19 protein-coding genes are annotated in these 19,937 nt (G+C 44.4%); 9 read left to right on the top strand and 10 right to left on the bottom strand.

Annotated features, from left to right (window positions below; genetic code table 11):
• Positions 1-414 precede the first annotated feature (414 nt).
• Complete coding sequence (gene rsuA, locus OH459_RS03720; protein WP_050936948.1) at positions 415-1,116, bottom strand: 16S rRNA pseudouridine(516) synthase RsuA; 702 nt, start codon at positions 1,114-1,116, stop codon at positions 415-417.
• Positions 1,117-1,190: 74 nt separating this feature from the next.
• Here rsuA and OH459_RS03715 point away from each other — a divergent pair, with 74 nt between their 5' ends.
• The 4 genes from OH459_RS03715 (at position 1,191) to OH459_RS03700 (ending at position 5,469) form a co-directional block, all read left to right on the top strand.
• On the top strand, positions 1,191-2,942 hold the full coding sequence (locus tag OH459_RS03715; protein WP_009698138.1) for a DEAD/DEAH box helicase: 1,752 nt from the start codon (positions 1,191-1,193) through the stop codon (positions 2,940-2,942).
• A gap of 77 nt (positions 2,943-3,019) precedes the next feature.
• The gene (locus OH459_RS03710; RefSeq protein ID WP_005450617.1) at positions 3,020-3,439 is read left to right on the top strand and encodes a PepSY domain-containing protein; all 420 of its coding nucleotides are present in this window, start codon (positions 3,020-3,022) and stop codon (positions 3,437-3,439) included.
• A gap of 31 nt (positions 3,440-3,470) precedes the next feature.
• Entirely contained in the window at positions 3,471-4,130 is a 660-nt protein-coding gene (locus OH459_RS03705) for a response regulator transcription factor (RefSeq protein WP_005442273.1), read from the top strand.
• Entirely contained in the window at positions 4,120-5,469 is a 1,350-nt protein-coding gene (locus OH459_RS03700; protein ID WP_017819499.1) for an ATP-binding protein, read from the top strand. The genes OH459_RS03705 and OH459_RS03700 overlap by 11 nt, the downstream gene beginning before the upstream one ends.
• Positions 5,470-5,578: 109 nt before the next feature.
• On the opposite strand, the gene OH459_RS03695 is transcribed toward OH459_RS03700, so the two are convergent.
• Both OH459_RS03695 and OH459_RS03690 read right to left on the bottom strand, forming a co-directional pair.
• Positions 5,579-6,874: an LssY C-terminal domain-containing protein gene (locus tag OH459_RS03695; RefSeq protein WP_009698140.1), complete on the bottom strand. Its 1,296-nt coding sequence runs from the start codon at positions 6,872-6,874 to the stop codon at positions 5,579-5,581.
• A gap of 14 nt (positions 6,875-6,888) precedes the next feature.
• A complete protein-coding gene (locus tag OH459_RS03690) occupies positions 6,889-7,623 on the bottom strand; it encodes a glycosyltransferase family 2 protein (protein ID WP_172580537.1) in 735 nt (244 codons plus the stop codon).
• A 422-nt stretch (positions 7,624-8,045) separates the two neighbouring features.
• On the opposite strand from OH459_RS03690, the gene rplY reads away from it, so the two are divergent.
• Positions 8,046-8,324: a 50S ribosomal protein L25 gene (gene rplY, locus OH459_RS03685; RefSeq protein ID WP_005450622.1), complete on the top strand. Its 279-nt coding sequence runs from the start codon at positions 8,046-8,048 to the stop codon at positions 8,322-8,324.
• Between the two features lie 224 nt (positions 8,325-8,548).
• Here rplY and OH459_RS03680 read toward each other — a convergent pair whose 3' ends face one another.
• Complete coding sequence (locus OH459_RS03680; protein WP_269985702.1) at positions 8,549-9,064, bottom strand: GNAT family N-acetyltransferase; 516 nt, start codon at positions 9,062-9,064, stop codon at positions 8,549-8,551.
• 15 nt (positions 9,065-9,079) lie between these two features.
• Positions 9,080-9,784 carry a GNAT family N-acetyltransferase gene (locus tag OH459_RS03675; RefSeq protein ID WP_047513592.1) on the bottom strand — a complete coding sequence of 235 codons (705 nt, stop codon included), beginning with the start codon at positions 9,782-9,784 and terminating at the stop codon, positions 9,080-9,082.
• Between the two features lie 349 nt (positions 9,785-10,133).
• Here OH459_RS03675 and ushA point away from each other — a divergent pair, with 349 nt between their 5' ends.
• Together ushA and OH459_RS03665 are read left to right on the top strand one after the other, a co-directional pair.
• Positions 10,134-11,849, top strand: a complete 1,716-nt coding sequence (gene ushA, locus OH459_RS03670) for a bifunctional UDP-sugar hydrolase/5'-nucleotidase UshA (protein ID WP_009698144.1) — start codon at positions 10,134-10,136, stop codon at positions 11,847-11,849.
• A gap of 444 nt (positions 11,850-12,293) precedes the next feature.
• On the top strand, positions 12,294-12,515 hold the full coding sequence (locus OH459_RS03665; RefSeq protein WP_005450627.1) for a hypothetical protein: 222 nt from the start codon (positions 12,294-12,296) through the stop codon (positions 12,513-12,515).
• 117 nt (positions 12,516-12,632) lie between these two features.
• On the opposite strand, the gene OH459_RS03660 is transcribed toward OH459_RS03665, so the two are convergent.
• Positions 12,633-12,881: a DUF1289 domain-containing protein gene (locus OH459_RS03660; RefSeq protein WP_017188178.1), complete on the bottom strand. Its 249-nt coding sequence runs from the start codon at positions 12,879-12,881 to the stop codon at positions 12,633-12,635.
• Positions 12,882-13,101: 220 nt separating this feature from the next.
• Between OH459_RS03660 and OH459_RS03655 the strand changes: the two genes are divergently transcribed.
• Positions 13,102-13,545 (top strand): META domain-containing protein, encoded by a 444-nt coding sequence (locus tag OH459_RS03655; protein ID WP_005450631.1) that lies wholly within the window; start codon positions 13,102-13,104, stop codon positions 13,543-13,545.
• A 77-nt stretch (positions 13,546-13,622) separates the two neighbouring features.
• On the opposite strand, the gene OH459_RS03650 is transcribed toward OH459_RS03655, so the two are convergent.
• From OH459_RS03650 to OH459_RS03635, 4 genes are all read right to left on the bottom strand, one after another.
• Positions 13,623-15,113: a SulP family inorganic anion transporter gene (locus tag OH459_RS03650; RefSeq protein WP_005450633.1), complete on the bottom strand. Its 1,491-nt coding sequence runs from the start codon at positions 15,111-15,113 to the stop codon at positions 13,623-13,625.
• Between the two features lie 322 nt (positions 15,114-15,435).
• Positions 15,436-16,104: a hypothetical protein gene (locus tag OH459_RS03645; RefSeq protein ID WP_269985694.1), complete on the bottom strand. Its 669-nt coding sequence runs from the start codon at positions 16,102-16,104 to the stop codon at positions 15,436-15,438.
• Positions 16,105-16,259: 155 nt separating this feature from the next.
• A complete protein-coding gene (locus tag OH459_RS03640; protein ID WP_009698147.1) occupies positions 16,260-16,856 on the bottom strand; it encodes a response regulator transcription factor in 597 nt (198 codons plus the stop codon).
• A complete protein-coding gene (locus OH459_RS03635; RefSeq protein ID WP_005450639.1) occupies positions 16,846-18,651 on the bottom strand; it encodes a sensor histidine kinase in 1,806 nt (601 codons plus the stop codon). Before OH459_RS03635 ends, OH459_RS03640 begins: the two co-directional genes overlap by 11 nt.
• 301 nt (positions 18,652-18,952) lie before the next feature.
• Between OH459_RS03635 and OH459_RS03630 the strand changes: the two genes are divergently transcribed.
• The gene (locus tag OH459_RS03630) at positions 18,953-19,936 is read left to right on the top strand and encodes a sulfurtransferase (RefSeq protein ID WP_269985689.1); all 984 of its coding nucleotides are present in this window, start codon (positions 18,953-18,955) and stop codon (positions 19,934-19,936) included.
• Position 19,937 lies beyond the last annotated feature (1 nt).

Below are 19,937 nucleotides of genomic sequence, written 5' to 3'. Positions count from 1 at the left end.
ATGATTGACGCTTCCCTTACCCCGAATCCGTAACAATCACGGAGACAGTGCATAGTATCCTTACTATTGAGAAGATCATAAAAGACGAAAGTATACCAAGGCGGTCTTGCCTAACTCGACGCTAAAACCTGCATGATGAGTATGCAGAACGAAAAAGTAACCGAGCTAAAACGAAGAGGCGATGACGTTAACACCGTCTGTACTTATCGTCAGTAAGGACCAACAAGAGAAAAGACTTTTCTCAGATTAAATACAGTTCTGCCTGCGTTTATGAGCGGCGAATGCGCGTCTTGTTCAGACACTAAGACTTATTTGGTAGGAATCCCCATTCTGAGCGATTTCCTACCAAAACACTAGTTCCTATCAGGAATTAAACAATTTCCCAGAACAGCAATTACTTCCAACCAGAGTGAATCATTTCACTACTGATTCGACTTCTTCTTCTGTTAAGAATCGGTAATCACCCGGCTCAAGCGCTTCATCAAGCACAATTGAACCAATACGCTCACGGTGAAGGTGTTCAACCTTGTTGCCGAGCGCAGCAAACATACGCTTCACTTGGTGGTATTTACCTTCCACAATCGTTAACAGCACTTCGTTTTCAGCTTCGTTTACAATTTCAAGGTGGGCAGGCAATGTTGGTTCGCGTTCATTACGTAACTCAATACCTTCGGCAAACTTTTCAACGTAATCAGGTTGAATCGCATCCACAAGCCATACGCGGTACGTCTTTTCACATTTGTGTTTTGGCGACGTAATACGGTGGGACCATTGACCATCGTCAGTGATCAACACAAGACCAGTAGTGTCCACATCCAAGCGACCAGCAAAGTGTAGGTTTTCTACCTTTGGCTCATCAAGCAACACGAATGCGGTTGGGTTATGCCCGTCTTCATGTGAACACACAAAGTCCGCAGGCTTGTACAACATAATGTAACGGGGACCAGGTGCACCAACTTTACGCCCTTCCCACTCAACCACACCACCTTCTGGCACTTTGAAAGCACCACTCTTTTGTACTTCGCCATCAACGGTCACTTCGCCACTTTTGATGATCTTCGTTGCCTGCTTGCGAGTCGCACCCAGCCCATCACACAAATATTTATCTAAACGCATGAATACCTCTAATGTTTAAGGTCGGGTATTATAGCGATCCTAATTCGAATAGTTGAGCAATTTCACAGATTTTCATGTACACCCTTCGACCATACCAAGCCGACTCTGTTAAAGCGGTGATTCACTATTTTCGTAAACACACCACACCAGCAGTCATTGTGCTGCCTACAGGTGCAGGTAAAAGCTTGGTCATTGCAGAGCTAGCAAGACTTGCCAAAGGGCGCGTCCTAGTACTTGCTCATGTAAAAGAGCTGGTGGAACAGAACCACGCTAAGTACGAAGGCTATGGACTGAAAGGCTCAATATTCTCAGCGGGTCTTGGACGTAAAGAAACCGATCAGCAAGTGGTGTTTGCTTCTGTACAATCAGTAGTGCGCAATCTGGACTCTTTCAAGAATCAATTTTCCTTGTTAGTGATTGATGAATGCCATCGCGTGCCAGACGAAAAAACCAGTAGCTACCAAAAAGTAATCACGCACCTAAGAGAACTCAACCCAGGCATTAAAGTTTTGGGGTTAACCGCAACCCCATACCGCTTAGGCATGGGCTGGATCTATCAGTATCACACCCGTGGACAAGTTCGCACGGAAGAGTCACGCTTTTTCCGTGACTGTATCTTCGAACTCCCTATCCGTTACTTACTGGATGAAAACTTCTTAACACCAGCTCGCATGATGGACGCGCCAGTCCTATCTTATGACTTCTCACAACTCAAACCAGCAAACACAGGTCGATACAAAGAAGCTGAGATGGACATGGTGATCGACAAAGCTAAGCGAGCGACACCACAGATCGTTGAACAAATCATTCAATACGCCAAAGAACGCAAAGGCGTAATGGTATTTGCAGCTACAGTTCGCCATGCACAAGAAATCCATGGTTTATTGCCTGAAGGCGAAACCGCGATTGTGATTGGTGACACGCCAACACCAGAGCGCGATGCCATTATTCAGTCGTTCAAGAATCGTGAGATAAAGTACTTGGTTAACGTGTCCGTTTTAACCACGGGCTTCGATGCACCACATGTGGATTTAATCGCGATTCTGCGCCCAACCGAGTCGGTCAGCTTGTATCAGCAAATTGTTGGTCGTGGTTTGCGTCTGTCGGAAGGCAAATCAGAATGTCTCGTACTGGATTACGCTGGCAACAGCTATGATTTATATCAGCCTGAAGTGGGCGATCCGAAGCCAGATTCCACTAGCGAAATCATCACCATCCCTTGCCCCGCTTGCGGCTTTAATAACAACTTCTGGGGAAAACTGGATAGCAATGGCTTTTTGCTGGAGCACTTTGGTCGTCGTTGCCAAGGATATTTTGAGGACGATGAGACCGGAGAACGTGAGCATTGCGGTTATCGATTTAGAGCTAAATATTGCGGCGAATGTGGCGCTGATAACGACATTGCAGCGCGTATTTGTCATGAGTGTGATGCCACGCTGGTTGATCCAGACAAAAAGCTCAAGGAAGCATTGAACCTAAAAGATGCGCTGATCTTTGAATGTACCGAGATGGACTTGTCAGTATTTAAGTCCAGTGATGGCAAATCACAGTTGAAAGTGACGTATTCCGGTGAAACCTATCAAGGAGAAGGAAATGCATTGGTTCACGAATTCTGGTCACTGAATACCAAAAAACAGAAGCAAATCTTCAAAGACCAGTTTGTACGCCCTCACCTTGCTGACAAACATCGTCCATTTGAAGAGGCGTCGCCAACCAGAGTCGTGGCAAACCAGCATCGTTTCCGTCTGCCACAATTCGTGATTGCTAGAAAGTCAGGGCGTTTTTGGAAACTGCGCGATAAGATCTTTGACGACGAACTAAGATAAGCGAATGCTCACGAATTCACTTTCTGTTCATGTACAGCACGATATAATCGTCGTAACTCATTGAAAAAGGCTTTGCTATGTCTACCTCCTTCACTCCGCGCAAACTTCCCGTGCTGCTAGGCTTAGTGCCACTTTTATTGTCAGCACCAAGTTTTGCATCTCACCATGATCATCATGATGAAAAAGACGGTCATGCCATCGTTCGTGACGTTGAGAAACCGGGAACTCGAATTGAATTCGATGAAGATCAAGATGAAGTCTATCGTGCCGTTCAAAAAGGTTACATTCGCCCATTCTCCGATATGTACGCAGCAGTGGAGAATGATTTGTATGGGCGTATTATTAAAGTAGAACTCGAAGAAGACGATGACGAATGGGTTTACGAGCTGAAAATCTTGTTCAATGACAGTGTGATAAAAGTGGAATACGACGCTGCCACACTAGAGATGCTTGAGATCAAGGGGCGTAACTTCAATAAAGCTCTTAAGCCGCAGTAATCGATATCCAAACATAATTAGAAGAAAGAATATGAAAATACTTGTTGTCGAAGATGAACCTCGCCTAGGCGAACAGATTTTAGAAACGTTGGAAAACAATGGCTGGGTGCCAGAGCTTTCTCAAGACGGTATCGACGCGCTTTACCGTGCGACCTCTGAAGAATGGGATGCGATTGTGCTCGATCTAGGTTTGCCAAAGCTCGATGGTCTGACGGTCTTGAAAGGCATTCGAGACGAGAACATTAATACACCTGTGGTGATTCTGAGTGCCCGTGACACATTATCTCAACGTGTTGAGGGTTTGAATGCCGGAGCCGACGATTATCTAACCAAGCCATTTGAAATGGTTGAGCTAACGGCTCGCCTTCGCGCTCAATTACGCCGAGCTTCAGGTAACGCCTCACCTGTCATGCAGATTGGTGATTTAAGTTTAGATACGCGCTCATCAAAAGTGCTGTGGCAAGGGCAAGCAGTAAGCTTAACCGCGTTAGAATATAAAGTGGTCGCGTACTTCATGCACAACCCAGAAAAAGTCATTTCTCGTACCGAGTTGGTAGAACACATCTACAAGCAAGACTTCGACCGTGACTCAAACACCATCGAAGTGTTTATCGGTCGTATTCGCAAGAAGATCGCCCCAAAAATCATCAAAACCGTCCGCGGTTTAGGGTATCAATTGAATGCGGAATAGAAGCAAACTTCCCATGCACATTCTTAAGCGGCTGAGCATCAAAAGCCGCTTAGTGCTAGCGGCGGTCGTTTGGCTCACAGCGATGATCCTCGCGGCGGGCGTCACGATCCCAACCCAAGTTTACAGCTATATGGTGGACGACACTCGCTCCCAATTGAATGTCTACATGGACGAGATTGCCGCCCAGCTCGAAGTCGACAGTAAAGGTCAACTCACCCTTCCTACTCAACTTTCCGACCCAAGATTTAATCGTCCATACAGTGGTCTTTACTGGAGCGCATCAACGGACACGAGTCTAGAACGTTCGCGTTCACTATGGGATAAGAAAATTGAGTACAAAGGATTGGATAAAGACGCCTTTGGCGCACGTGATGAAAAACTTATCACGTTGAAAAAGACCCTTTATCTACCGGACTACGATGGTCCTATTGATGTCATCATTGGCATTGACGAAGATCCAATTGAAGGCACGATTCAGTCTTTAACCGGGCAGCTTTGGATCATTTTAGGATTGCTCTTTGCTGGTGTTCTTGCGGTTATCTTGCTGCAAATCGCCTGGTCATTGAGTCCGCTAACCAAGCTGCAAAGAGAGTTAGCCGAACTGAAGTCAGGCAACAAGAAAGGCTTGGAAGAAGAGTACCCGAAAGAAATCTCACCTTTGATTTCTGACCTTAATGCCCTGCTCTTTCACTATCAAGAGTTACTTGAACGTGCACGCAATCATGCAGGAAACTTATCTCACGCGCTGAAAACACCACTTTCGGTTTTAAAAAACGAAGTACAAAACTTCACGCCTGAAGAACAAGAGCGCTTGAACGCGCCAATCGCACAGATCCAACAACACATCGATTACCACTTAGGTCGCGCTCGTATGGCTGGTTCAATGAACATTCTTTCGGTGAAATCGAACCCTTCAGAGCGCGTTGATGCCATATCCATGGCGTTTGACAAGGTCTACGCACATCGTGACGTCACACTGATTAACGAGCTTGATTCTGAATTGAACGTCGCCGTAGAGAAAACCGATCTGGATGAAATGGCGGGAAACTTACTGGAAAATGGCTACAAATGGGCGAACAGCATCATTCGTGTTCATTCAACGTTAGATAAAGACAACATTCATATCATTGTTGAAGACGATGGTCCGGGTATTCCTCCTGAGCAATTATGCCAAGTAATAAAGCGTGGCTACCGTCTGGATGAAACAACGCCAGGATCCGGTTTAGGTTTAAACATTGTCAGTGAAATGGCGCACAGTTACCGCGGTCAACTTGAATTATCAGAGAGTAAAATGGGAGGGTTAAAAGCCACCTTGATTCTGCAAAAGAGCCGCGCTTAAGTCAGCTTACATCAGTCACTCACAGTATTACTTTAAAATGGCACTTATCGATTTATTCGCTAGGTGCCATTTTTATATACCCAAGTAACCTCAAGATGCTTGGGTATATCTAAATAGCGCTTTGATTGGGTAAGTTTAATGCTAGCGATGGTTCACTAATCAACAGCACATTCCCATCCGAATAATAGTCGTGCTTACTATCCATTGCGACAGGTTGCGCTAACGAATGTAACTCTCCGACTAGCGCTAAATGACTGACTTCAATTTGATTCGCTAGACGGTCTCTTTCGCTGTCCACATTAGGATCTATTCGATGCAACACCGTCACAATACCCGAGTAATGCGCCAACTTGAGACCGTCATCGTAACTAATCGCTCCGACCCAAATCGGTTGACCAGACTTTGATTCTAACCCTGCTTGCCACCAGCGAACATGAGAGCGTTTTAACAAACTTCCGGGCTCTTGGAATGCCATCGACTGTGGCTTGCCATTCCAAAACAAATCAGAAACGGGCGGCAGCTTCTGCTTCAATAAGCTCACATAGTCTGCCAATTCAATGTCGTTTCTTGAAAAGGTTTGATTCTCTAGCCAGCCGAGCTCTTGCATTAGGCTTCGCGGGGATTCTCCGACGTACACCAAGTTGACTGCCTGAGCGTCAAACACATTCGAGCGCCCCGGATAAACCTTAAAGCCGATATCATTAAGGACTATCGATTGATTTTCAGTAACGCCGGGTTGTTCAATATTGTCATCTGCTAGATAGAAAAAGTGTCCATAATTCGCAGCAACTAAACATAACACTAAAGCCGTTAGGGATTTTGTCCATTTACGTGACCAGTTTTTCTTCCAAGCCACAAGAGCGAATACAGAAGCGATGAGTACTGAGGCAATAAGAAGCTTATGCTCAACAAGGATGAACTTTATGGAATCAAGTGGAATCCATGTGTTAAGACCCGCAGCAAGCAAATACCCAGCAACGACAAATTGCCCAACACCAAGTATCAATCCAATTGATGAACAGACAGTAAAACGCTTCCAACTCACATTCGCAGTACCCGCCATAAATGGCACGACCCAAGCAACAGGTCCGAGTAAGCGTGCAAAGATCAAAATGGCATTGCCGCGTTTTTTCATCAACAAACGACAACGAGCGATTGGACGCCTTGTCTTGGCTTGCCAACGAATCAGCTTCTTCTGTGCTTTAGAGCCAGAACGCTTACCAATAAAGTAACTGAGTTGATCGCCAACCCAACCGCCCAACAAAACGGCGACAACGCCCCAAATCACACCTTGGTGCAATTGATAGCCCGCAGCGAGCAAAAACGGCTCGCCCGGGACAAAGAGATTAGGTCCAATCGTCGCATCCAGAAATGCTCCGAAAAACAGACTGATTGCTTCCAGCATGCAGCCTCCGACGATTACGAATGTTGATCTTTGTAGTGACCGAATTTGTATTCCATTTCGTTGTTACGCATCTCGCCAAAGAAGAATCGACGTACATTGGCTTTGAAATAGGTCATGCCCATCTTAAAGAAGCCGTCTTGTTCAAGGCGGCGCGGATCGAATTCAAACGTCATCGGTAAGAAGCGGAAACGCCATGTTTTAGAAGCGCGTTTTACGTAATCACAATCTTCGCAAAGTGTAATAGACTCATCAAAGCCGTTGATCTCTTTGTGTGCGCGTTTGGTAGAGAAAATACAAGCACCTACCGCCGTTGGGAATGTGTACTGAGTAATAAACAATCCCGCGTTAAACATGCCATAACCCAACTTATGTGCCATTGGCAGATTTTTTGAGCCCATGTAAACACCAGCAACTTCCAACTTCGCATCCTCAAGCTTACTCATTGCACGGCTCAGAAAATCACTTGGTAAGCGCACGTCCGCATCTAAGAAAAGAATACGTTCATACTTCGCCAGTTCTGCACCTGTATTACGACCTAAGCTGACACCACGCGTATCCATGCGGTGCACTGTCAGTTCTGGCAATGAGCTTTCGTAAGCTTGTGCAACTTCACGTGTCGAATCTTCGCTGTTCGAATCCACCACGATCACTTCAAAGTTCTGGTGAGTTTGTTTGGTTAAGTCTTCAAGTAGTCGACTAATACGTTTTTCTTCATTGAGGGTAATAATCACGATACTGATAGGATTCATAATGTGCTCCATTGAGGTTGTCCGTTTATGTACGATGGAGAATAGAACCGACTGACTTAACGGTTACTGAGGTCAACATTCATTTTGCGTTCATTTTGTGAATAACAGATGTCGTTAATGAATGAATTAACTTGGAAAGAGGATTGAGTCCTAGGCAAATAAAAACGTACTGACAAAAAGCCAAATAGGTTAAAATCAGCGCAATGCGGACAAAGTTTTGCCGACACCACAAAACAGACACTCTTCTTGACGAAGAATTACTGGCTTTTTGGTGATTTAGGTACAATTTTGGTTGCTGAATGTAGAGCAGGATGATAGTATCCGCGCTCGCTTGAACAGTTCCTGTTTCAAGCTTTACTACGAACACAAGGTCGCATTGTGTTTGTAAAGTTTTATTTTTTACTAATTTGAGAGTAAATACTATGAAATTCGAAGCAGTAGTACGTACTGAACTAGGTAAAGGTGCGAGCCGCCGCCTACGTCACGCTGGCAAATTCCCTGCAGTTGTATACGGCGGTGAAGAAGCAGCAGTTGCTATCGTTCTTAACCACGACGACATCGTTAACCAAATGGACAAGCCTGAGTTCTACGAAGGTATCGTTCTAGTGATCGACGGCGCTGAAGTTAAAGTTAAGCCACAAGACGTTCAACGTCACGCTTACAAGCCAAAAGTTGAGCACATGGACTTCATCCGTATCTAATTCCCTACCAAGGAATTAACGGATAAAATCCAAACCTTTTGCATAAAGATTATCGGACTTACCAACCGAGACATCTAAAAAATTTCAAAACCCCGGAGACTTACCACCTCCGGGGTTTTACTATTTAGGACAGAAGTAAATCTCCCCTACTCTTTTCTCAATTCTCTTTTCACTACCGATAGTGCCTCTCTACAAACACCGCATTGAACACTCTCACCAGTAAGTTATGTTCGTGCTATGTACTTCACCAGCGTCACGTCGTTGAGCGTCATATCATCGATAACCTCCGACTCTTCCTCTCCAGATCGCACAAAGCCACACTTCTTATAGAAATTAAGCCCTTGTTTATTGGTGTCTAACGCCTTAAGGCTAATTTGCATCACTGGTGTCGAGAGTAAACGAGTTTCTAATTCATCAATCAGAGTACTGCCAGCGCCCTGCCCGAAGTATAAAGGCGAAACATAGCAACAAGTAACCGTTGCCGTCTTGTCTTCGCTGGTGTGATCAGGCAGTTCATAACTTAGAAAGCCAACGATCTCTTTCTGTTTCTCAACAACAATGAGATTGGCCAGTTGCTCCGTCATTACTCGCGTCCACATGCGCTCTCGACGTTCTCGAGTAAATTGGTCAATGTAACTCTGCGGCATTAATCCTCGGTAAGCGACTTGCCATGAATCAACGTGTATTTTGGCGATCTGATCCGCTTCATCTCTCACTGCATTTCTAACTGTATATCCCATTGCTTGCCTTTCTCATTACTCCGGAGTAAACACTCTTTGACGACTGTACGCTTCAAACCCCAAAGACTGGCAGAGCCTTATTGAAGGCGTATTTTCACTATTTACTCGATACCTAATTTTGCGCTGCCTCGACTTCACTTCATTGATTAAATGACTGAGCAGGCGTTTTCCATACCCTTTTCCTCTTACTTCAGGAGAAACCAATATGGATAAAGACTCAAACGGCTCTTTCCCTTTATAACAATAAGAAGCAAGCACAGCGACCAGCTCATTTTTGTCAAATATGCCGTAAAAAAAATGGCTATCGAGGTCAAAGTCCGCTTTAAGGATATCTTCTTCGCTCATTCGGCTGACAAAAGATTCAAGTAATTCGAGGTCAGATTCGATCGAGAGAGGAATTATCCCATCGTCTTTGTTGACGTTGTCGTCATTAAATAAATAGTAGTCGACATCATCATATTCACAGAACATTTGTTTATTATTGAGTTTTCTCTCCAGCTCACTTGGCTGAAAATGTTTAATTCGTTCCCATAATTTAGGGGGACAAGATATAAACGTAACGGCGTCTGATTGATATAAAAATACAGCGCAAAGATCGGAGAACTTTTGCCAATAGTGAGGGTCATAAGAATAGCCATTGTACAAATTACAGCTCACACTGAACTGCTTTTGCCATGAGCAATCGATTTCCGCGGCAAGTGCGGTTGTTTTTTTGAGCATCCTTACTCCTCAACACAGCGTACAGAAAAATCTTAACTATTTGTTTCGTAGAGAGTAAGAAGACATTAATCTGGCAAAATAATCACCAAAGTTTGCTCCATATCTCACCAAAATGCGTATTGATTCACATTAGAAAATTGAAATCAATTAAGCGACTCACAAATTTAATTAGTAAAAACATTAAATCCTTTCTAAATACGGTTTCTGTTTATTTGTCGACGCGGTTTGCAGCCCTGTTATTTCCTGTATTCAACAAAACTGTAAATAAGATATAGATCACTAAAGTTTCACATTATTTCCGTATATTTCACGCCGTAATAAAATCAAAATCACAAAGAAAGGATCCCTTATGAAGTTTTACAAATCCCTTTTGGTACTTTCAGTCGGCGCTGCGCTAGCAGGATGTGGCTCAGACAGCGACAACTCTCCAATCACTTGTGACACTGCAGATTCATGTACTAAGTTCACTGTTCTTCACACAAACGATAACCACGGTCGTTTCTGGGAAAACAGCAAAGGTGAGTACGGCATGGCTGCACGTAAAACACTGATTGAGTCTATTCGTGCTGAAGTAGCAGCAAATGGTGGCGAGTCTATCCTACTGTCTGGTGGTGACATCAACACAGGTGTACCAGAGTCAGACATGCAGAACGCTGTGCCAGACTTCGTAGGTATGAACCTTCTGGGTTACGACGCAATGGCTGTGGGTAACCACGAATTTGATAACGCTCTAGATGTTCTAGATATGCAAGCTGAGCTAGCTGATTTCCCAATGCTAGCAGCAAACATCTACAAAAAAGATGCGGACGGAAAAGTAACTGATGAACGTTACTTCGCTCCTTATAAAGTCTTCACGATTAACGGTCTGAAAATTGCGGTTATCGGTCTTACTACTGAAGATACAGCAAAACTTGTAAACCCAGACAACGTAAAAGACATCTACTTCCAGGATCCTCAAGTTGAGATCCAAAAAGTGCTGGGCGAGATCGAAGCTAATGAGAAAGTCGACCTAGTATTCGCAACAACACATATGGGTCACTACCAAAATGGTCAAAGTGGTAGCGAAGCGCCTGGTGATGTTCAACTAGCACGTTCTCTAAAAGAAGGTGAACTAGACGCTATCATCGGCGGTCACTCGCAAAACCCAGTATGTATGGAGCCAGGTACGAACAACTACGCGGACTTCAAACCAGGTGATGAGTGTACACCAGATCAGCAAAATGGCACTTACATCATGCAAGCGCATGAGTGGGGTAAATACGTAGGTCGTGCAGATTTCGAATACTACGATGGCAAGCTTCACCTAGCGAACTACGCACTGATTCCAGTAAACCTAAAAGCGAAAGATGAAAATGGTGATTACCAATTCATTCAAAACCAAATTAAACCTGATGCAACAGTAAAAGCGCTGCTTCTACCATACCAACAACAAGGTCAAGATTTGCTGGACGAAGTAATCTCAAACACAGACGGCAAGCTTGAAGGCGACCGTAATGTTGTCCGTTCACAACAAACTAACCTTGGTCACCTACTGGGTAAAGCATACCGCACGAACAAGCTAGTGAATGCTGACTTTGGTGTAATGAACTCAGGCGGTGTACGTGATTCTATCCAGAAAGGTGATGTCACTTACCGCGATGTTCTAACAGTTCAACCTTTTGGTAACTTTGTAACAAAAGCAACCATGACTGGTGAAGAGGTTAAAGCTTACCTAGACGTTGTAGCAACAAAATCTGCTGGCTCTGGTGCATACGCTCAACTAGACAACATCACGCTATCAGTTAACTGTGATGCGAAAGACGTAACGATTACAGACATCAACGGTAAAGGCTTTGATCCAAAAGCTGAGTACACTTTCTCTGTAATTAGCTTTAGTGCAGCGGGTGGCGATAATTACCCAATCATCGATGTTAAATCAACCCAGCAAACAGATGCAGCTATACTGCGTGAGTTCTTCGTTAATAACCCTCAGATTTCTGCGGCAGATTTCGATAAGAACTTGGGTAACATTGAGTACTTGAGCAACGGCCAATCAGTGAAAGGCTGTCCTGCTTCAGGTAGCTAATTTACTTCATTCTTGTCTACACTTAGACATTGAAATCCATTCGGTTGCATAACAACTGAGATAAGGCGTGTCAGACTGACTCTAAGACCAACCGGAGCCCAAGTGGCTCCGTTTTTTTATTTGCGCTAAATCTCTGATAAAACGCCACCTTCACAAATCGTTCAAAAAATGTTCATTTACGTTGTTGACGACCATGTGTAGGGCTTCTATGTTTGATAAGGTCTTTCGAATATGAAGATTCATCAACTGTGTTTGAGCAATTAACTTTTATTCACACAGTCAATGATTCTGAGAAAGATGCGAATGGCGTTACAAACACTGCTCTCAAACAATTTGTCTCTCAGACTTCAAACGAAGGCGATGGGCTTCTACGCTCCCGCCAATGAGCAGCGATCTGAACGCCAATGTGTTCAAACTGCTGCCATCGAGTTCTGGAGGTCAAAAATGAAACGAGCCAGCAACAGCTATAGACTGCAGATAATTAAAGAAGTGGTCACTCGCAGAGAGCGTGAAGCATGTACTGATCCAATGGCAAGATACATTCATCAAATGATGGATGAATTACCCACCAGTAAATTAGACGTGGAACAAAATCACCGCTTTGCCGGTAGTCACTTCGACGAACAAGCAGGAGGCTGGGTAAGCGACCAATGGTCTTTAAAGTAACGCCAAGTGCTCATCACTTTGAGCACGAAAATGGATAGGAGCTTCCCGGCTCTTATGGATAAGTAGTTCAGACTGGGCCGGGAATAGTTAGTCATAAGTAATAAAGCATAAACAACACTAAAACAAATCCTGTTGCGGGGATAAGTCATCTTGAGGCAGTTCTGCTTTCCCCTTCCCTGCTAGCACCTTTCTTCTGTACCTCTGACGACACAGCTTAATCACGTGCAACTGTTGTGCAGGAGTAAAACTCAGCCAATTAAACCGCTCTTCTCGTTTACGCATGCATCCCTTGCAATAGCCCTTTTCGTCAGAAGTGCACACTCCGACACAAGGACTTGGGACGGTAAAAAACTCCAGTTGCTCCATGCTCAACCCGTTCTTTGGTTATCTCATCAAGACCCGATTCACTTATAGTCGAATAACTGTAAGAAATTTCGAAGTTTTCGCTGAATTTTAGTACCTGGAATGGGATCTCTGTTATAAAATACGCCGTGTTTAAAAACATACGAAACCATAACCGTATGCTGACAAAAACACTGTTTTATTACCTATACTTACCACGTTTTCTAAAAACGGAGTCAATAAAATGAAGCTTAGCCTAAAAACGTTAGTAGCAGCAATCTCACTTCCAGTTCTAATGACTGCATGCGCTAGCAACGGTGACAATGTGAAAGAAATTACGGCTCAAGATCTACAGCACCACAACTGGCAGCTGGTTCAAATCGATGGCAAAAACATCGCAGCAGAAGAACGCCAAGCACCTCGCTTAGAAATTGGTGAAAACCTAACAGCGAACGGTAATGCAGGTTGTAACAACTTCTTCGGTCAAGCTGAACTAAAAGATAACCAACTACGCATCGAGAAAATGGGCATGACCATGAAGATGTGTATGGAAGACCAAATGAAGATTGAAAAAGTAATGTCTGAAACGCTTTCTGATTGGAGCGACATTACTCTGACTAACGATGGTCTAGTACTGAAAAACGCAGATCACGAACTAACGTTCACACTGCGTGACTGGGTAAACTAATCCCACATTTGTTTCTGGGACAATAAGTCTCTGAAAGAATCTCTAAAAAAGCAGCCCTTTGGCTGCTTTTTTTGTTTCTAATGCCCCATACCTTGCTTAGCCAGCTTTTCAGGATCATCATAAACCGCGTGGCGATCTATCATATCCAAGGTTGCTTCATTCATTCCGGTTACAGCAACAATAGAGCCGCCTTTACGAAACTTAATGATGGCTTTATCCAAAGCTGATATTGCTGTGATATCCCAAAAATGCGCATCGGATAAATCAATTGTGATGTATCGCGTCGCATTATCAAAATCAAACATATCAGTGAAACTATAGGCGGAAGCGAAAAAGATTTGCCCATGAACTTTGTGAATCGTATGGTCGTTATCAACAATGACTTCATCCGAAACCTTCATTAAAGTCCGGCTCTGATTCACATAAAAGACACACGCTAATAAAACGCCCACCAGCACACCAATAGCAAGATTGTGGGTGGCAACAACCGCAATCACCGTCGATAGCATGATAAGGTTTGTCGATAAACTGTGTTTACGCATTTCTGCAATGGAGTGCCACGAGAAAGTACTTATCGCAACCATGATCATCACAGCAACGAGCGCCGCCATTGGGATTTGCTTGAGGTAATCCCCCAAGAACACCACCATGATCAGCAAAAACACACCGGAGCAAAGCGTCGATAAACGTGTTCGACCGCCAGACTGGATATTGATCATCGACTGACCAATCATTGCGCATCCTGCCATACCGCCAAACAGCGATGCGACCATATTCGCAATCCCCTGTCCTTTGCACTCGTCGTTTTTCTCACTCTCTGTATCCGTCAACTCATCGACGATAGATGCGGTCATCAGTGATTCAAGGACACCGACAATGGCGAGAGCTAATGAATAAGGGAAAATGATTTGGAGTGTTTCAATGTTGAAGGGAATATCGGGAATCATGAATACGGGAAGCGAATCGGGTAGCTGCCCCATATCGCCAACAGTACGAATATCGATATCAAACATCAACGCAACCACTGTCACCGTGATAATGCATACCAAAGGGGACGGTAGCATTTTTCCGATTTTCGGCACATATGGAAACAAATAGATGATGGCTAGTCCTAAAACGGTCAATGCATAAACGGACCAAGAAACGTTCGTCAGTTCAGGCAGTTGCGCCAAAAAGATTAAAATTGCCAACGCATTTACAAATCCAGTCATAATGGATTTAGACACAAAACGCATTAAATCCCCTAGCCTTAAGTAGCCAATCAATAACTGCAGTACACCAGCGAAAAACGACGCGGCGAGCAAATATTGCAGACCATAATCTTTAACTAAGGTGGTCATCAATAACGCCATCGCTCCGGTTGCCGCGGAAATCATTCCGGACCTTGAGCCAGTAAACGCAATCACGACACAGATGGAAAACGAGGCATACAAACCCACTTTGGGGTCGAGTCCTGCGATGATAGAGAATGCAATAGCTTCTGGAATAAGTGCCAGTGCTACAACAACTCCTGATAAACAATCTCCTTTAACGTTGTTAAACCAAGTATCTTTTGTAAATTTAAACATAAATCTCTCATAAACGTATTGCCTTAGTTGGTGCATTGCGCACGGTGAAGGGAGTGATGCAAACGCATCTGAGAGATCGTTCTAGGGCGGACTAATGAGCAAAAAGCACCTTCCTTATTCGTCAATTGAAACGTCACGGTTTTTTTTGATAAGAGCCAGTCAAAAACAAAACCAGCCTCATCGAAGGTGTGCTTTATATCACTTTAAAAATGTAATTTGTAATAAATTCTTACAAAACCAAGTAAATTTGCCTACAAGTAACCATAAAAAAGCGCCTCTAAAAGGAGGGGCTTCTTCATTCATAACATCTACTTAAGTGACTTCAAAATGACTGCTGAGAATAAGATTGTCCATCAAAACCACTTAATTGCTCGTACGCTTTAGACAAAATAGCAATACCGATGATGGTCACTAGGAAGCTTAATAAACTCATTAGGATTGGCAGTTGTAAATACGCCAGAGGTGATATTGCGATACCACACAGAAGCGGTACCAAGATCACCACACCCATCATGTACCACGTGTACCCTTTGGTTAAGTTCCATGCATAAGGGAATGACACACCTTTACCAATAGCAATGGCGGGAAACACCAACACCAATCGGCAACAGATCACACCAAGTGCGAACAGTACAATTGCGGCAAGCGCAACGTTAATCATCGCAAAGATGGCGGCAACGGCGACTACTGCAACTGTCATCACCAAGTAATGACCGATGAACCACATTTCGATCTTACCAAGGGTGAAACGCCCCCACTGAGGGACAGATTGAGGACCTTTAAGGATAATACTGTGCACATTAATCGCGACGATCGCAGACAATAGCGCCATCAAGATTTGTACGAAGATAGCAGCACCATCGCCTTCACTTGCACCTAAAAAGAGATCAAGAATAACAGAAAAGAGAATCGGTAAAGCGGTCGCTTTCGCAATCGCTTGTTTATGCGTGTTTAGTGAAGCAAAGGCACTTTTAACGGTATCGACAAACATAGTTAGGTTCTAGCCAAGATTAAGATTCATTTCATTTTGGGTACTGATGTTATCTTCCTGATACCGGTTGAGCAAACCTTTCCCAAAATATCATTAGGTTACAGTGATTAATTCGACCTAAATAGCTCAGTTCGTTGCCCCAAAACATAAATCAATTAGATCAAATGCCCGACTTTGCGAATCAATACTGCAAGGCTTTCTGCTTCAAGTTTTTTCATCACATTAGAGCGATGTACCTCAATTGTTCTTAGAGAAACACACAACGAATCGGCCATCTCTTGGTTTTTCATCCCCTTGACTACCAATCCAAGTACTTCTTTCTCGCGCTTGGTGAGATTCTGTAATACCTGTTTCGCACTCAACTTTTCACCGTTTTTTAATGACTGTGCCATAGCATTATCCACTGCAACCACAAGCGCGTTTCCATCAACAGGCTTTTGAAAGAAATCTAATGCGCCATCTTTTAGTGCATCGACAGCCATAGGTATGTCGCCATGACCAGTTAGGTAAATCACGCTGATAGGGCTGAATTTCTCATTCATTACATGATGGACATCTTGTCCCCGCATCTCGGGCATACGGCTATCAAGCAAAACACAACCCGGAGCCGACAATTCAGCGTTGTTGAGAAAATCTATCCCACTAGAAAAAGCTTCAACCTCGTAACCATAACTTTCCAACATAAACGCCATGGATTCTAATACTGGCTCTTCATCATCAACGATGTAGAGTGGACAAAGGTTACGACTCATAACAAGCCTCCTGATACGGTAAAACAATGGTCACCTGACACCCAGTGGGCTCTATGGACCTAAATTGCATGCTGCCTTGGTGCGCATCGAGTACATCACGACATATTGCCAGACCTAGCCCTAATCCATTTTCCTTCGTGGTGTAGAAAGCTTGGTCCAATGGCGTACTTTCTTCTTCAATTCCAATGCCGTTGTCCGTCACGTCAATGATGACCATCTCATCACAGAAGCTCACGTGCAGATCCACGTACAAATCTCTACGTTTCGGCGAATGGCTCAAACACGCATCTTTGGCGTTATTTAAAACATTGAGAATGACCTGCTGCAAACCTGTCACATCTGCAAAGACTTTTTGCGGCTCACCAGAGTAAAGCACACCAAGTTGGATTCGATGACGTTGGAATTCGTAATCCACCAGCTTCATCGCTTCTTCAATCAAACAAGGTAGATCCACCCAGTTTTTTTCAATCGGTGTTTTGTTTATCAAGCTACGAAGGCGCTGAATGATGTCGCTTGCAGAAGTCACCTGTTGTTGGATTTTATCGAGGATTGGCGCCATTTCTTCGGCAGTCGCGCCATGTTCCATGCGCATTTTCGCCCCTTGACTGTAGTTTTTGATTGCTGCCAATGGTTGATTAATTTCATGCGCAATACTGCTACCAAGTTCACCGACAATGGTGATACGTTGGGCATGCTCCAACATTGAGCTCTTACGGCGTAAGTCGTTCATGGTGGTTTTTAACGTTTCACGACTACGTTGAAACTTCCATTCCAACCAGAAGTGATATCCCGTCAATAGCAGCAAAGTCAGTAACGACGCCATTGCGATCGCTTGGTTCTTATGCAGCCATTCTTGTGCTTTTTGTCCCCAAGACTTTTGCAACGGATGCATGTCTAAGTGCTTGTAGACTTTATCAACGTTGATGCTCGGCGCAGGCAACATCCAGCCAACGTTGTTCGCCGCAACGGCTGCTGGATGATCTTCTGGCATTGCGAAAAGGGTTTGCGCCACCATTTGCCCCACATCCGTCGGCGCTCGCTCTGTCATAGCCATGGTCCAGTTTGGATACAGTGGTGTGCTCACCGCACAAACAGAATCAGCAGGACGCTTCTCATTCAATACACGTAAGCTGTGCAGTTGGATACGCCCCTCCTTCGCCATGTTCTCCAGAGTACATGCAGGGACGATCGCGACATCGAGATCGTTCTTGATCACGTCCAAAATCAACTGGTCAGTTGGTGGACCAGTAAAATGAATTTTTTCGAAGAAAGAGGAATTGAAATAGCCGAGCTTATCGAGCTCATAACGCAGCGCGAGAAAGCCGCCAAAGGCTTTTTCCGATACCGCCGCGACATTAGCTTTATTGATGTCACGCAGCGTTTTATAAGGCGACTCTTCACGCACCACTACCACCGAAGCAATCGACTTATTTGGTAAGTTGCTATAGGCAGTTTTTTGCGTTGCTAACCAGTTGATTGGGTATTCACGTGCCAACTTAGTCGCCTGCCCTGGACTAGTCAGAATGAAGTCAAGCCAACCGTGCAAAAATGCATCTTCAAGTTGGTCGAAATCGTAAGTATGTAGGTTGAATTGATAGCCAGGATTCTGAGTCTCCAACCAATCCAAAGTTGGTTGCCACGCTTCACGAGCATGTGCGTGTCCACGCAGCGCTAAAACGCCAACATCGTAGTCTTTTCTCGGTACTTTTTGATCATTAGCAGAGGCAAAAGAGGTAAAGAAAAAGGAGAGAGCAAAAATGAAAAGAATTAACTTTTGAGAATAATTATCAATCACTTACGAAATACTACCAAAACTCGGTTGTGGCACATTTTAGCACCACTTCCCCCTTCTACTTTGTTGCTTTAGATCAATCCCACATCATTATTGTGGGAAACCACAATATCGTCATTTAAACGATTTCCTCAGAATGCCTTACCCATAAAGGGGTAGAGCGCATTTCCGCTTTTTTTAAGCCATGAACACCAAAAATGATTAAGAAACGTTCATGTCAGCACTGCCCCATCAAAAGCATTCTATCTGTCGAAACATCAAGGATTCGGCAGCAAAACTTTAAATTAAAATATGGAAGCAACTCATGAAAAAAACGACGATTGCGTTGGGTGTGTTAGCAGCTGTCACAGCGGTTGGCTACTCAGCTTACAATACGATGTTCTCAGCTGAGGCTGTGATTGTGGATGCCGCTGCTCAAGAGCAAAAATTCGCAGAATATGCTCATCCTGAGCACTTCATTTCGGCACAACAACTTAAGTCGCTGATGGACGGCGACAAAGATGTGGTTGTGATCGGTGCGCTAAACCCTATCAAACCAGATAGTCCTATTTCTGGCTCTTACACTATGTGGCGTAACGATTACTCGGCGGCTGATGGTCAATACGACTTCGGTGGTATGAGCAATAACACCGAAGAAATGGAGACCATTCTGGGCAGCTTCGGCGCAACAGCTGACAGCACAATCGTGGTTTACGCAGCAGGCTCTCACCACGATGCCGCTCGCCTTTACTGGCAAATCCATAACCTTGGTCATCAAGACGTTCGTTACCTAGACGGTGGCTTGAACGCTTGGATGGGCTCTGGTTACCCAACTGGCTCTGCAAACCCAAGCGTTGCCGCAGTTGAATACAAAGCACCGAACACAAAACAAGACAACAACACGCTAGCGACACTGGATATGGTTATCGCAGCGCAAAACAACCCTGATTGGGTGATCCTAGATACTCGCGGCAACGACGAGTTCAACGGCGACGTTGCGGTTTCTGGTGCGTACGGTCCGGGTACTATCCCAAGCAGTGTTCACATTAACTGGACCAAAGCGTTAAACGAAGACACAACGCTGAAATCTGCACAAGAACTGCAAGCTCTTTATGGCGGCATCATCAAAGGCAAAAAAGTGATCGCTTATTGCCAATCCGGTGTTCGTTCTGCCCACACCACCATGATTCTTACTGAAGTACTTGGCGCAGAAGGCGTCTACAACTATGACGGTTCATGGATCGAGTACAGCCATGCTCACTATGAGCAGAAAAACCCTGAAGTGAACGTTATCAACGGCAAGAGCTAAT

Source organism: Vibrio sp. MM46, from assembly GCF_027587135.1.
GTDB lineage: Bacteria > Pseudomonadota > Gammaproteobacteria > Enterobacterales > Vibrionaceae > Vibrio > Vibrio harveyi.
This window is presented reverse-complemented; position numbering and strand designations above follow the sequence as displayed.